Annotated in this window: 14 protein-coding genes; 7 read left to right on the forward strand and 7 right to left on the reverse strand. The window is 64.3% G+C overall.

Annotation, left to right across the window (positions count from 1 at the left end; genetic code table 11):
- Window position 1 precedes the first annotated feature (1 nt).
- A complete protein-coding gene (locus C8J46_RS19830; protein ID WP_132742411.1) occupies window positions 2-577 on the forward strand; it encodes a DUF4337 domain-containing protein in 576 nt (191 codons plus the stop codon).
- 104 nt (window positions 578-681) lie between these two features.
- Here the strand turns inward: C8J46_RS19830 and aguB are convergent, their stop codons facing one another.
- Window positions 682-1,530 carry an N-carbamoylputrescine amidase gene (aguB, locus tag C8J46_RS19835; protein ID WP_060526045.1) on the reverse strand — a complete coding sequence of 283 codons (849 nt, stop codon included), beginning with the start codon at window positions 1,528-1,530 and terminating at the stop codon, window positions 682-684.
- Window positions 1,531-1,704: 174 nt separating this feature from the next.
- Between aguB and ung the strand changes: the two genes are divergently transcribed.
- Together ung and C8J46_RS19845 are read left to right on the forward strand one after the other, a co-directional pair.
- Complete coding sequence (gene ung, locus C8J46_RS19840) at window positions 1,705-2,400, forward strand: uracil-DNA glycosylase (RefSeq protein WP_207894245.1); 696 nt, start codon at window positions 1,705-1,707, stop codon at window positions 2,398-2,400.
- Window positions 2,397-2,696, forward strand: coding sequence for an alkylphosphonate utilization protein (locus tag C8J46_RS19845; RefSeq protein WP_132742413.1), 300 nt, complete (start codon window positions 2,397-2,399; stop codon window positions 2,694-2,696). The genes ung and C8J46_RS19845 overlap by 4 nt, the downstream gene beginning before the upstream one ends.
- 149 nt (window positions 2,697-2,845) lie before the next feature.
- On the opposite strand, the gene C8J46_RS19850 is transcribed toward C8J46_RS19845, so the two are convergent.
- The 3 genes from C8J46_RS19850 to C8J46_RS21050 form a co-directional block, all read right to left on the reverse strand.
- On the reverse strand, window positions 2,846-3,592 hold the full coding sequence (locus tag C8J46_RS19850; protein WP_165886684.1) for a WecB/TagA/CpsF family glycosyltransferase: 747 nt from the start codon (window positions 3,590-3,592) through the stop codon (window positions 2,846-2,848).
- Window positions 3,593-3,773: 181 nt separating this feature from the next.
- Window positions 3,774-4,826 (reverse strand): hypothetical protein, encoded by a 1,053-nt coding sequence (locus tag C8J46_RS19855; RefSeq protein ID WP_132742415.1) that lies wholly within the window; start codon window positions 4,824-4,826, stop codon window positions 3,774-3,776.
- Window positions 4,827-5,361: 535 nt separating this feature from the next.
- Complete coding sequence (locus C8J46_RS21050) at window positions 5,362-6,435, reverse strand: hypothetical protein (protein WP_165886685.1); 1,074 nt, start codon at window positions 6,433-6,435, stop codon at window positions 5,362-5,364.
- Window positions 6,436-6,564: 129 nt separating this feature from the next.
- Between C8J46_RS21050 and C8J46_RS21055 the strand changes: the two genes are divergently transcribed.
- Window positions 6,565-7,632, forward strand: a complete 1,068-nt coding sequence (locus C8J46_RS21055) for a glycosyltransferase (RefSeq protein ID WP_165886686.1) — start codon at window positions 6,565-6,567, stop codon at window positions 7,630-7,632.
- Between the two features lie 25 nt (window positions 7,633-7,657).
- Here C8J46_RS21055 and C8J46_RS19870 read toward each other — a convergent pair whose 3' ends face one another.
- A complete protein-coding gene (locus C8J46_RS19870) occupies window positions 7,658-9,133 on the reverse strand; it encodes a lipopolysaccharide biosynthesis protein (RefSeq protein WP_243643536.1) in 1,476 nt (491 codons plus the stop codon).
- 266 nt (window positions 9,134-9,399) lie between these two features.
- On the opposite strand from C8J46_RS19870, the gene C8J46_RS19875 reads away from it, so the two are divergent.
- Window positions 9,400-10,332: a transglutaminase-like cysteine peptidase gene (locus tag C8J46_RS19875; protein ID WP_132742419.1), complete on the forward strand. Its 933-nt coding sequence runs from the start codon at window positions 9,400-9,402 to the stop codon at window positions 10,330-10,332.
- Between the two features lie 30 nt (window positions 10,333-10,362).
- On the opposite strand, the gene C8J46_RS19880 is transcribed toward C8J46_RS19875, so the two are convergent.
- Window positions 10,363-11,673, reverse strand: coding sequence for a sugar transferase (locus tag C8J46_RS19880; RefSeq protein WP_165886687.1), 1,311 nt, complete (start codon window positions 11,671-11,673; stop codon window positions 10,363-10,365).
- A gap of 274 nt (window positions 11,674-11,947) precedes the next feature.
- Here C8J46_RS19880 and C8J46_RS19885 point away from each other — a divergent pair, with 274 nt between their 5' ends.
- A complete protein-coding gene (locus C8J46_RS19885) occupies window positions 11,948-12,439 on the forward strand; it encodes a PilZ domain-containing protein (RefSeq protein ID WP_165886688.1) in 492 nt (163 codons plus the stop codon).
- Between the two features lie 51 nt (window positions 12,440-12,490).
- Here C8J46_RS19885 and C8J46_RS19890 read toward each other — a convergent pair whose 3' ends face one another.
- A complete protein-coding gene (locus tag C8J46_RS19890) occupies window positions 12,491-12,766 on the reverse strand; it encodes a hypothetical protein (protein ID WP_132742422.1) in 276 nt (91 codons plus the stop codon).
- Window positions 12,767-12,935: 169 nt separating this feature from the next.
- Between C8J46_RS19890 and C8J46_RS19895 the strand changes: the two genes are divergently transcribed.
- Entirely contained in the window at window positions 12,936-14,231 is a 1,296-nt protein-coding gene (locus C8J46_RS19895; protein WP_165886689.1) for an O-antigen ligase family protein, read from the forward strand.
- Window positions 14,232-14,253: the final 22 nt, after the last annotated feature.

A 14,253-nucleotide genomic window follows, 5' to 3' on the forward strand; every position in this document is an offset into this window, starting at 1 on the left:
CATGGACGATGATTTCGAGGTGCGCGGGTTGCACGAGCAGCTGTCGGAAGAGCGTGCGGCCAGTGGGGAGGCGTTCGACCAGCGGATCGCGTTGTTCACCGCGATCCTGGCGACGCTGGCGGCGGTGACGAGTTTTCTTGGCGGGCATACGCAGAACGAGGCGCTGCTCCACAAGAACGAGGCGGTGCTGATCAAGGCGCAGGCGTCGGATGCGTGGGGCTATTACCAGGCGGAGGATCTGAAGCGGCATATCGCGGAGATGGAGGTCGATCTCGCACCGCCCGGGTTGGGTGCGACTCAGATGGCGAAGCATCGGGCGGATATCGCGCGGTACAAGGCGCGCGGGGCTGGGTTGAAGCGGCAGGCGGAGGCGCTCGACCGGCAATCGGCGATGGCGAACGAGGAGTCGGACGAGGCGTTGCGGCCGCATACGAAGCTGGCGCTGGCGGTGACCGCGATCCAGGTGGCGATCGCGTTGGCGTCGATTACGGCGCTGACCGGGCGGCGGTGGTTGCTGTGGGTCGCGGGGGCGGCCGCGCTGGTGGGCGCGGCGTTGGCGGGGCTGGCCTGGTTTTGATCCTCCCCAAAACTCCGTCATCCTGGGCTCGACCCAGGATCCAGGGCCACATTCGCTGCGCGTCGTAAATCTGGATCCCAGCTTTCGCTGGAATGACGAGGGCGTCAGATATCCTGGACCAGCCGGCCGTACAGATCCGGGCGGCGGTCGCGGAAGAAGCCGAAGGCGGCGCGGTGGCGCTTGACGATGTCGAGGTCGATCGTCGCGGTGATCACGCCTTCGTCGTCGCGGCCTAGTTCGGCGAGGATGTCGCCGCGCTCGTCGGCGATGAAGCTGGTGCCGTAAAAGGTCTGGCCGTGCTCGACGCCGACGCGGTTGGCGGCGACGATCGGCACGACGTTGCTGACCGCGTGGCCGACCATGGCGCGGCGCCACAGCCTTGCGGTGTCGAGCGAGGTGTCGTGCGGCTCGCTGCCGATCGCGGTCGGGTAGAACAGGACTTCCGCACCCATCAGCATCATCGCGCGTGCGGTTTCCGGATACCATTGGTCCCAGCAGACGCCGACGCCCAGTTTCCCGGCGGGATGCGGCCAGACCTTGAACCCGGTGTTGCCGGGGCGGAAGTAGAACTTCTCCTCATAGCCGGGGCCGTCTGGGATGTGGCTCTTGCGGTAGACGCCCTGGATGTTGCCGTCGGGGCCGATCATCGCCAAGCTGTTGTAATGATGCGGGCCGTCCGCCTCGAAGAAGCTGGTCGGGATGGTCACCTTGAGCGCCTCGGCGAGCGCCTGCATCGCTAGCACTGCCTTGTGCTCGCCGACCGGGGCGGCGTTGGCGAAGAGGCCCTCGTCCTCGACGCGGCAGAAATACTCGCCTTCGAACAGCTCGGGCGGGAGGATGACCTGCGCGCCCTTCGCGGCGGCCTCGTGGACGAGGCGCGACACGTTGGCGATGTTGCGGTCGATGTTGGGCGTGAAGCCCAGCTGCAGCGCGGCGACGGTGATCTCGGTCATGGCGGCGCATATAAGGTGACGCGCCGTGGAGTGCGAGCCTTCTTGCTGTTCCCCCGCGGGGGCGGGGGTCCAGGGTTGCGGGCGGTATCGTGTGTGATCCTGGACCCCCGCCTTCGCGGGGGAACGAGGGGGCGATTGACACTGCCCTGCCCTGTCCGACATGCGCCGGGGATGATGACACCCACCCTCCCCGCAAGCTGGCAGTCACTCCAAGCCGAGCTCGAGGCGCCGTATATGCGGGCGCTCGATGCGTTCCTGGAGACCGAGCGGGCGGCTGGGGCTCGGGTGTTTCCGGAGGATGCGGATCGGTTTCGGGCGCTGGAGCTTACCCCGCTCGATCAGGTGCGGGTCGTGATCCTGGGGCAGGATCCGTATCACGGCGAGGGGCAGGCGCATGGCCTCAGCTTCTCGGTGCGGAAGGGCGTGCGGACACCGCCGAGCCTGGTGAATATCTACAAGGAGCTGGAGGCGGATCTCGGGATCCCGCGAGCGCGCCATGGCATGCTCGATCACTGGGCCGCGCAGGGCGTGCTGTTGCTCAACGCAGTGCTGAGCGTGCGGATGGGCGAGGCGGCGTCGCACCAGAAGCGCGGCTGGGAGCAATTTACCGACGCCGTCATCGCGGCGGTGAACGCGCAGGACAAACCGGTCGTGTTCCTGCTGTGGGGGGCGTATGCGCAGAAGAAGGCGGCGTTCGTCGACGATATCGAAAAGGGCGGGCGACACCTGGTGATCCAGTCCGCGCACCCGTCGCCGCTAGCCGCGCGAACCGGGTTCTTCGGATCGCGGCCGTTCAGCCGGGCCAACGCCTTTCTCGAAACCCATGGGCGCACCCCGATCGATTGGGCGCTGCCGGAGACCGACCGATGAGTGACGAATACACCTATGACGAAGCAACCGGCGAATGGGTCGCCGGCGGTGCTACGACCGCGGTGGCGGTGGATGACGGCGCGGTCGTGGTGCGGGATTCGGTCGGCAACGTGCTGGCGGATGGCGATCAGGTGACGCTGATCAAGGACCTGACCGTGAAGGGCGCTGGCCAGACGCTCAAGCGCGGGACGCTGATCAAGTCGATCCGGCTAACCGGCGACGCGCAGGAGATCGACTGTCGGTACGAGGGGATCAAGGGGCTGGTGCTGCGCGCGGAATTCGTTCGGAAACGGTAAGACTGCAACCACGGCGCCGTCGATGCGCGATGAGATGGTGGACATCCGATCGCGTCGCCAAAGTCGGGGTAGTGCCCGATCCATCGCATCACAGGGACATCACAATGCCCTTCCGATCGCCATCGGCGATTGGAAGCCACGGTGTTTGGTCAGATGCCGGATGCCCGCCGGCCAGCCTTTTCGCGAAGGACCAGACGGAAAATCCGGGGGCAATCGATCAGATAGCGCCGCCACAACCGCGCAGGATTCGACATCAGGCGATGCAACCATTCCACGCCGGATTTTTGCATCCAGACCGGCGCCCTGCGCTGGCGGTCGGTCAGGAAATCGATCGACGCACCAACGCACAACGCCACGCCGGGCCGCTGCCGAAACGCGGCCAGCGCGTCGGCGAATCGTTCCTGCTTGGGCGAACCGAAACACACGAGCAGGATGTCCCAATCGGCATCCGCAGCGTCGTGCAGACAGGCAGACCAGGCCTCGCTCCCCACCGCCATGCTGCCCGGTGATGCGATGAAGGTGGTTCGAGCCTTGGGAAAACGCGCCACCAACGTTCGCCAGTCATCGTGGCTGGGTCCGATGATACCGATATTATGCATCATGTTGTTTGCCAGCAGATCGGCGACGAGATCCGAACCGGGATAGACGTCGAGCGCTACGCCGGTCATCCCGGCCAGCTTTGCCAAGACCCGGCTGTCGCAGATCTGCAGGGCGGCATGGTCGTACACCGCTTTGATCGCGGGATCCTGATCGGCCCGGGTCACGAAATCGACGTTCGGCGTGATGACGAAGCCGTAGGACTGTCGGGACAGCGTTTCGATACGACGGGTCAATGCCTCGCGGCTGCCCTGCGCGAAACGGAACCCCAGGAATGCCTTGTCGTCGTGCACCGGCATCGTTGTACTTCGCACTATATCGTCATCCTCGCACCACGGTCGACGACCGGGCAGACCACCCTGCCCCGTCATCCCGTACCGTCTCACATTATTCCTATGCTCGGCGTCCCTATCAGCGGATCGCCATAGTGCAAGCCACGACCTTCGTTCGATCTTTCCCGAACATGGCATGCCGGGATCACTATTGCGCGGCGTGCGGGACCGGCTTGATCATCGCCAATACTGCGCTCTTTTCCATGGAGACGAGGGCGCTCGCCTTGTCGCCGAGACCATAGGACATGACGACCCTGCCATCGTGCTCGGCCAACCCGGCGCAGAACTCGATACCGCGCTTTTCGAAGAAAAACGGCTCGGACATACCAACGACATTCCAGTCGGGATCCAGGACGACGAACCGATGAGGATAGAGCGGCTCCATCTTCGGCAAGCTGGCCGTCAATTTGCGCGCCGCCAGATGCGCCACGCACAGCCAATTTCCATCCCACGCGATGATCTGCGACGACCCGGACCAGTTGGCCAGCGCGGGAATACGGGTCGAACGCCGATATCGCTTCGCCAGGCGCTCGCCATCGAATGCGTAGACCTGCATGTCTTCAAGGCGGTACAGGAACGTCGGCTGCTCCGCGTCCAGCACGGGCATCCAGTTTTTTTCGCGGGGAGCGCCGTGCGGCGAGGGCAACAGCTGGAGCGGACCGACATCCGTATCGCGGATCTCGGCGATGCACATCGTGTTGCGGGTCCCCGTCCAGTCCGGCATCACTGCGCCTTCCTGATCGGGGACGGCAGCCTGCGGGGCGAGTTGCAGTGCGCTCCATAGTCCGAAGAGCCGCCCATGATCGATGAAGAGGCGTGGATCCTCCAAACCGTTCCGCGCCTCGGGCACGGTCGACCGCGCGACATGGTCGTCGAGAAGAAAGGCCGCGACGGGGTTGAGGGAGTCATCGCACTCGATCAGCCAGGTTTCCGACGCGAGATTGTCGATCCCGCCGGGCACGACATAGGCCCCCTGCGCCGTCATGCGGTAATTCGGCCGCCGCGCCGCGACGAGCCATTTTCCCTGCCACCGCAGAATGCTCGGATTGCAGAGCCCCTCGACACCCGCCACGCGCAAGGGCGTGTGCCGAACGCCTGGGCGCCTCGCCAGCAGCGGTGCGCGAACCGCAAGCAAGGCTTCGCGGATCTGACCGACTCTGAAGTCCAGATATGAGGCAGCCTTTGCGGACCAACGTGCCATGCTCATCCTCGTAAAAAATTCAGGTTTTCACCGCGCGAGCGGCGGTACTGCGGTTCGGTAGGGTCGTCCACGAAGCAAACGCTGTGCAAACCCGCCGCTGCGAGCCGAACGACACCAGATCGGCGTGCCTGATACTCGCATGTCCGGCGGGTGGACCACCGTGCTCGCGAACGTTGACGGGGGTGCACGCAACGCCTTGCAAGGCCTCGCTGCGAGACATCGGAAACACGACCGCTCGGCGTGGAATCGAGGCTTTCTACATCGGCTTTTAACCTGCTGTAAAAAAATTGTAAAAAAGTCTTGTCAACGCCAGCAAGATGGTGAACCTTGCTCATGTGTCCGCGTTTGGGACACATATGGAAACGAGACCGGGATACCGGCTTACCAATGGAGTGGGTATGAATAATCACCAGACCGTCATCCGAGAGGCTCCGTCCGCTCAAGGTGCCATGTCCCTGTTGGGCGCTGTGCTCGTCGGTATAACAGTCTGGGCTGGAGCGATTACATACCTGCTGTGACCGATGCAAAACCGCCGCTAGCGGGATGTGTCTAGCGGCGGCGGAGCAGACGCGACGCGCTTCCCCGAGCCCCCCACGGTCGTTGGGCTGTTGTTAAGAACGCGAACAAGCTTGTCCCTGACCTTGCGGACGTCCTTAAACAGATTGCTGGTTGCCGCCTTGTCACAGCCGGTCTCGGTCACAGCCAAAGTTTCCGATCCCACCGACGCGTCGACGACATACCCGCCGAACCGCTGGTAGGCACGAGCCAGCGCAGCACCTTCGCGGGTCAATCCCAGCGACGCGATATCGACGTCGGGTCGGATCCCGATAAGCGCGCCCATCGGTACAAGTCCCGCATAATTGTTCTTGCCGCCGCCGTCGCTCATGCTCGCCGGCCAGACCTTCTGGCCCGCCATGGTCGGTGATTTGCGCAGCATCGTCGTGCTAAAGACCATCGCGACGGCATGCGGGATCTCACCGCGCCGCAATTCCTCGCACCGCACCAGTCCGCCGAGCAGCGATCCGCCGAAGCCGCGAATCCCTTCCGATCGTCCCTCGCCGCTGGCAATGCCCGATCCCTTCAGATCGACGCGTACCAGATAGTTTGCGTGGATCGTCCGATGCGCCGAATCCCATTTGCCGATCCAGGCCTCATACGCCACCTGCCCGGTCGGATCGATCAAGACGGCATGTCCGTCGCTGCCACCGAGAAACTGTACCGAGGACGGCGTCCGCAGTTCGATCGAGCCATTGGTCATCGCTCCACCCGCCGGCCAGGCCGCGGTCGCCGAGCGCCGTTCGAACGTCCACCGCACGAGCGGGTCGCTCTCCTTGGCGCGGTACACGCCAAAGGCTCCGACCGCGATCCAGGCGTAGGACCCGCTGTGGTAACCCACGTCGTCGCTGTGGATCATCGCCGTTTCGGCCGCGGTATCGGACTGGAATACCGCACCACGTCCAAGCGGCGTGTTCCATATGCTCGTATCGGCAAACGGCTGGTCGGCGGCTTGCCGCGTGGTCGTCTGGGCTGGGCTCGACGTCGTCAGCACCAGGCTTGCGCCTGCCAGAGCAAGCGCCGGGCCGAACCGCGAATTCACTCTTTTCGTCACGACTGTTCCCTTCGATGCGTCTCCGTTATAGTGAGCGCAATCAGACGCGTATGTAGTGGACGCGTCCGATCCCCTTCCATTCGCCGATGCAAATGCATCGTTCGATCGATTTCGAGGGCCCTCCCCAAAATGACGACGACGCCGCGCGAATTGCGCATCATCGCCCAAGCGGCATCTGCAACATCGGGTGAGAATCCCTATACGAAGCTGCTCTACGACGGGATGTCGGGGCTTCCCGTCCGCATCATTCCGTATACGCGCCATGCCATCGCGACGCAGGCGCCCGATGTCATCCACATCCACTGGCCGGAGTTTCTCGTCAGGTGGGATGCCGGACGGGTGGCCATGATCGCCGATGTCCTCAAGGAGTTTTCGCTGCTCAGGCTGGCGAAGGCGCGTGGTGCGCGGATCGTATGGACCGCGCATGATCTCGGTGCGCATGATCGTCCGGAGGCGGGCCGGCTCTACCGCTGGTTCCTGGCGCGCTTCAACCGAATGATCGATCTGGTGATCAGCCTAAGCCCTTCAGCACTTGAATCGGTTCAGGCGCGGTTTCCCGAACTTGCCAAAACGCCCGCGCGGGTGATCCTGCATTCGCATTACATCGGCTATTATCCCGCAGCCGCGCCCATAGCGCCCGCTGCCCCGCTCGCTACTGGCCGCGCGCTCACATTCATGACGTTCGGCCAGTTGCGGCGCTACAAGAACGTCGACGGCCTGATGCGGGCGTTCGGCGAGCGTGCGGCGGGCGAACGACTCATCATCGCTGGAGAAATCCGTGGAACGCAGGCGTTCCGCGAGGAGATTCACGCGCTGGCACAGACGCCTGGGGTCGAGTTGATCGAACGACGCATCGAGGACGATGCGGTCGCCGGGCTCCATGCGCTCGCCGATGTGGTCGTGCTGCCCTACGACGTCGGCACCGCGCTCCATTCGGGCGCGGCCATCCTCGCCTTGTCGTTGAACACGCCGGTCGTCGTGCGCGACACCCCCACCATGCGCGACCTTCAGGCGGTGGTCGGATCGGAATGGCTGGGGGTGTTCGAGGGCGAGCCCGCTGCCGCGCTGGCAGTAGCGGTCGAGTTGGCGGCAAAGCCACGCGCCGCCATGCCCGACCTCAGCCGGATGGACCCGACCCTGCTCGCGCACCAGACGCTCGACGCTTACGCCGCCGCGACGAACCGCGCCGCCGTTTGAGGCCAGCAGCGATTGCGCCGTGCCGCTAGCGCGGCCGGCGCAACGTCACGAACAGCGACCGACCGCTTTGCCCTACCCAGCGCATCCCGATCGACATCAGCTCGCGCCCGAACGGGGACAGGAACTGGGCTGCGATCGACGCTGTGTAACTGACGATGAGGAGCACGCCGGGACGGACGACTGCCGGCAGCGTCGTCGGTAGCACCGCCATGACCGCCAGATCCGCCACCAGTGCGAATACGGTGACCACATGTAGACCGAACAGATGGCGGACTCGCACCGACGTACCGCGCGTTGCGGCGACGAACAGTGCCGGCGCGCGGATCGCCTCACCCACGAAATAGGCGATCGCCATGCCGAGCGGCCCCCAGGGCAGCCCGGCGACGAACCCGATGATGACGGTTACCGCCGAGAACAGGCTCCACCGGACCAGCGCCCTGGTACGCGTCGTCGCGATGAACAGCGACAGCACGGCATCGTTGACGATCAGCAGCGCGCCGGCCGCCGCGAGCCAGCGAAAGATCGGCGCGGCGCTGCTCCAGCGCGGGCCCATCAGCACCTGAACCACGTCCTCTGCCGCCACCGCGGCGACCAGGATACCCGGCACTGCGACGGCGGTGAGCGCCTGGAGGAACAGCATGAAGGCGCGTCGAAACCGCTCGCCATCGTCGCGGGTTCGCGCCAGCACGGGCAGGACGTTGCGCGACATCGGCCCGGTGAAATTCTGCAGCGGGAACAGCATCAGCTTGTAGGCGCGGTCATAGAGACCAAGCGGCGCGGCACCCCAGAACCGCGCCAGCAGCACGTTGTCGAGGTTGCGGGTGACGAACACCGAGATGTTCGCCGCCGATACGCCGCCGCCGAAGCCGACCATCGTTCGGATCGCGCTCCAGCGAAACACGAATTTCGGCCGCCATCGTTCGAGGATCATGAACATGGCGGTATTGGCGATGGTCGACAGCAGTGAGCCGATCCACAAGGCCCAATAGGAGCGCAGGACGATCGCGGCGATGACGGTTGCGGCAAAGCCCGCGACGCTGCTGACGATTTCGACCAGACTCTGGGCGTGAAACCGCATCGATCGGTTCAGCATCGCATTGTAAAGCGGGTTCGGCGCGGTCGAGAGCAGCAACAGCGCCGACGCCGCAACGAGGACGCCGCTGGCCGAATTGTGATAGAAGACGGAGACGAGCGGCGAGATGGCGACCAGAATGATCGACGTCACCGCGCACAACCCGACGTTCAACCACAAAAGCGACGACAGCTGAACGTCGTCCACCTCGTCCGCCTGCACGATCGCATGATCGAAACCGATATTCTGGAACAGCATTGCAAAGCCGATGACCGGCGCCGCCATCGCATAGGTTCCGTAGTCGCTCGGCGATAACAACCGCGCGACGATGATCGTGCTGGCAAAGGTCAGGACGATGCGGATGACCTGCGCGGCACCGGTGCTCAAAGCGCCCGACATGACGCGTGCTTTGTATCCGTTGTCCGCCATCATCTATTCTCCCGCGCGTCCCCCTAGCGTCTCAGCCGACGATGTCACGATAATACACGGCCGACCGTGCGGCTGAGACGACCTCTCGGCCGGGTCGCGGCCGACATAGGCTGACCGATGCCCCCGTGCCGATAGGGCGACGAAATACCCGTACCGCGGCCATACCCGCGTTACCGGACACTTTGATCGAGATTAACCACGTGCCGGAACACTATATTGATAGACGACCGCTAGCACTCGACCCTTAAGTTGGTCGGAGAACGTGCGTGGCACGACTGAAGCGGCATTTGCTCTACGGCCTGACGGCGCAGTGCATCGTGATGCAGCCTGCGCTTGCGTCGCCGAAACCGTCTCCCTTCCTGATACTGGGCGGCAGCGCCGAGGCACCGAGAGGCTATCTCGCGATGTGCGCGCAGACGCCGGTCGAGTGTGACGGGGCCCCCGCGGCATCATCGCTCGCCGCATCCGCAGACTCGGTCGACGTTCATACGCCGGTCGGTGCCTCGATCGGCGCGACGGGCGCTATCGTCGCCGCCCGCCACGTCCTGCCTGTGCTCGCTCCGGCTATCGCTTTTCGGCCGTCCCGGTTTTCGGTCGCAGTTCATGGGCCGATGCTCAACGATCGCTTCGGGGGATTTACGCTCACGATCGGATCGCCCACCCCACCGCAGGCGCTCGCCTTCGTCTACAGGGTCGATTCGACACCGATACTCGCGCCGATGCCGCATCCGGCACCGGCACCGGCACCGATGTCGCCAGATATCGACGAGCAACAACTGCTCCGACAGATCAACGTACGCGTCAACCGGATCGTTCGCCAGGCTACCGATCTGGCGATCTACGGGCGCGAGGAAGTGTGGCACGCGAGCGGCGCGTACGACGGCGCCGCCGGCGATTGCGAGGACATGGCCCTCGAGAAACAGGCGGAGCTGATCACCGCCGGCTTTCCCAAAAGTCGGTTGTCGCTGGCCGTGGTTTATGCGCCGGCGGTCGGCCTCCACACGGTCCTGGTAGCGCGGACTCGCGACGGGGATCAGGTTCTCGACAGCCGCACGCCCTATCTGCGGCCCTGGTACAAGAGCGGCTATACGTGGCTTTCCGTACAGGCGTTCGCAGGATCGAAAGCTTGGCGTCAGCCGCTGTCGGAACGGCAGATCGCGCTGGCGGCGAGTGATACGGCCGATACCGACCGTTCCTGACGGTCACCGCCCACGCTCAACCGCCTATCTTCAATAGGTGTTCTTGTGAACGAGCACCTTGAACGTCGCGAATATGATGATCAGGTCGCGCTTCAGTCGCCAGCCATCGGCATATTCAAGATCGGCCTGAAGACGCAGGACGAGATCGTCGCGGGTATGCGTCGCACCCCGGAACCCACGGACCTGCGCCAGACCGGTAATGCCGGGCTTCAGCGCATGGCGATGCCAATATCGCTCGTCGACCTCCCAGAACAGATCCTCTCCAGCCAGCGACCCCAGCGCATGCGGTCGCGGTCCGACGATGCTCATATGGCCCAGCAGGACGTTCATCAGCTGCGGCAACTCATCGACGCTGGTGCTTCGGATCAGCCGCCCGACGCGAGTGATGCGATTGTCATCGCGCTGGGTCGAGCGAGCACCGTCGGCATCGCTGCTCTCGACGCGCATGCTGCGGAACTTCAGGATATCGAAAAAGGCGTTGCCACGCCCCACGCGCCGCTGCCGGAACAATATCGGGCCGGGGCTGTCGACCTTGATGGCGATCGCGATCAGCAACAGGACCGGGAACATCGCGATCAGCGCAGCCGCCGAAACCGCGACGTCGAAGGCGCGCTTCATCGCCCGGTTGCGCAGCGTGAGCGGCCCCGCGGATACCCCGAGCGTGAAACGGCCATCGAGCGCGCCGACGCCGATCGGGCGCAGTTCGTCGACATCCTCGACGATGATCTCGCCCCGGACGCCGGCCCCCTTCAGCATCATCGCCCAAGCCCGACGCGCGTCCGGCGGACACAGGATGACGGCACGGTCGAGCCCACGAATGACCTGGCTGAACCTATTGAGCATCGTCGGATCCTGCAGATCCGGACGAAGCCCCAACGCCTCCGCATCGACAGTCGTGATACTGGCCCTGTCGCCGAGCGAAACTCGGTCGACGATAAGGATCTCGGCCGTGACGGCCGTGCCCAGATACGGGATCAGCCACTGGCCGACGACCTCACGGAAACCATACATCAGGATCGCCGCCGCAACCGCGGAACAGATCATGATGAGCCGCGACGCCAAAGGGTCGACCTTGAACAGGTAATAAGTGAGAAATAACAGCGTGTAGGAAAGAAACAACGATTGCAGGCTCGCCCAAATACCGGTCTCGGTCGAATGGAGTGCATCGACCGAATAGGCCTTCGAATTGAACGAGATCGTCACGAACAGCGGCAGCAGGAGTATCAGCACGCCAAACCAATTTGCATGCGTCACGCGCAACGGTATCGCCATCACCACGCCGAGGATAATCGCGGTCACGTCCAGCGCGAGCAGCAATGCATAAATGCGGATACGCACCATGTGTGCCGAGGCCCGCACCATCCCGGTTTTCGCGTGTACGCCAATAGCGGAATCGTCGGCCGCACGATTCATGAATTACCCTCCAACCACCACGCGAGACCGGGAAACTACCCAATCCGGGTGCGTTGATAGGTGCCTTGGCGGCGTAGTCAACGGAGTTGTTTGCCAACCCATTCCAACACATACGGTGAAATCGGGACAGTTTTGGGTGTCGCTGAACACTTTATTAACCGCGCGCAATTAGGTCGGGAGACCGGAGGACTTTATGCGTGCCATGCGTTCCCAGGCAAAAGTAAACACGACCGACTTGCGAAGCGAACCGCGCGTGCCGCTAGGCCGTTCGGGCACGTTGCGTAGCGAGAATCGCGCCCAGCTTGTCATTCGGATTGCCGATCTCACGCGCGACGGATGTCGTATCGAGACCGACGAGACGTTGCTGCCCGACGAGCAGATCACGATCGGCATCGCCGGCGTCGGCAGTGTCGAGGCGCGCGTCGTCCGGCGCAGCGCAACCGGCTATGGCTGCGTGTTCATGACGTCGCTGCCGCGCGGCCGGGTCAGCGCCGCGTTCGAGGAAAACGTCGTTACGCTCCCGGTCGGTGCAAATCCGATTGCTCCCGATTCGGTCGCGACCGGCACGACCGATGCCGACCGCGCTTCCGATGTCCGCCGTGTGGGGCCTTCGCCGCGGTCCACCATGACTATCATAGCCGCCGTCTCGATCGCCGGCTGGGCATTGCTGATCTGGGGATTCACCGCCTTTTGATCCCGACGCCGGGGGTGTGTCGGCGTCCGCATCGAACCGGTCGCGACCGATTTAGTTGATGTGATAGCCACCGAATGAGTCGCGCGATGGTCGCAACCGATGCAGCGGCGACGCGCGCCGGCGGGCCTTTCGCAATGCCTCATACGGTGACACCGCGTGCCGTCCGCGTTCGGCCCAGACGATGCGGTAGTGGCTGGACAGCTTCCACCAGCGCCCGCCGGCCGTGCTGATGACGGTGGCCCCGCAATGATCGCAAACACCGACGCAAAGCCCGGCATTGCGCTGGCTCGCACGGGCTTGATGACCAAATACACAGCGGATCGACATGGCCTCACACTGGCGCGATCGTTTCGCATTGCAAGATCGGAATCGGTCCTGGAATGGCACATCGCCGGTGCGCTGGTGGCCCGCCAAAAGCGCTGGAGTATTCCAGGCTCGGCTCTATGACCGCAAACAATTCGCCGACCTTAGCGCGATAAAGCAAGAGGATAGCATGATGACGCGCTCCGGGTCGGATCGTCGGACCCGCATTGCCGCAGTGATCGTCCCCGTCGTCCTGTTCGGCCAGATGATGGCTCTGGCCGCCGACGGCCCCTTGCTGGCCGCCGCCGCCGCGGCTGTGGAAATCCTGGCGACGATCCTGGTCGTGCTCCTGGTAGCGCCGCCGTCGACGTTCTGGCGGCGTCTGGCACCGCCGCTGGCGGTGCTCGGTCTTGCCGCCGTGTGGCTCGCCTCCGGCACGATGCCTAGCATCGATCTGCTCCATCGTGGCTGGATCGCCCCGGATCTCAATCGTGGCGGCGTCGTCCGCTATATCGGCGGCGTTGCGGTCCTTGTCGCCGCGGCGGCGGTGGCGTGGCGACCGGGCGGCGCGCGCGTCTCGCTCGATACCTGGATCATGGTCTCGCTGATCCTGCTGGCGGCCGGGTTTGCGATGAACGAAGCCGATCCGAGCCGAGTCTGGGGCTATGACAAGGGCTTCCTCGCGGGTCGCTTTACCGGGACGATCTTGAACGCGAACGCCGCCGGATGTCTGTTCGGCATCCCTGCGGTGCTCGGCCTCGGACGATTTCTCACCTTGCTGCCCCGACGGCTCGATCCTGCCCCATTGCCGATCATGATCGCCGCCCCTGTCGCGTTGCTGGCGGGGATCGGCGCGTGTGCGATCACCGCGTCGCGGACGGCGCTGGCGGCAACCCTGGTGGCCCTCCTGCTCGCGACGATATTCGACCAGGAGTTGCGAGAACAGGCCCGACAGCGGACTCGGTACATCGTCTTGCTGCTGGCGGCGCTCGCGATCGGCGTCGCGGTGATGCTGTTCCTGGTCGGCGATGTCGTCAGCGACAGGTTTCAGACGGTGTCGACCGACGGTATCGAACGGACCAGGATCTGGGCGTTCTACGGCAGGATCGTGCTCGCGCATCCCTGGGGCGTCGGACCCGGCGGACTCGACGACATCACGCTCCACGCGCTCTCGTCGACGACGGACGCGGCGCGGATATGGTTCGTCCACTCGCCGCATAACCTTTTCCTCTCGCTGCTGCTGGTCGGCGGATGGCCCTATCTGGTGTTGATCCTGACCGCGGCGGGGTTGCTCGCCTGGCCCGCGATCCGGTCATCGGCCATCCGGCGACAACCGATGATCCGCGCCTCGATATCGGCGATCGGCGTCATCCTCGCCTGTGCCAGCGTCGATATCACGCTCGATATACCGGCCTTCGCATCGCTCGCGGCGTTCCTGATCGGAACCGTCTGGGGTGGCTCGGTTAGACAGCCCGTGACGATGGCATGATCGACGGTGCCGTCGCCGGATA

Origin of the sequence: Sphingomonas sp. PP-F2F-A104-K0414, assembly GCF_004340945.1 — a bacterium.
In the GTDB taxonomy this organism is placed as follows: Bacteria; Pseudomonadota; Alphaproteobacteria; order Sphingomonadales; family Sphingomonadaceae; genus Sphingomonas.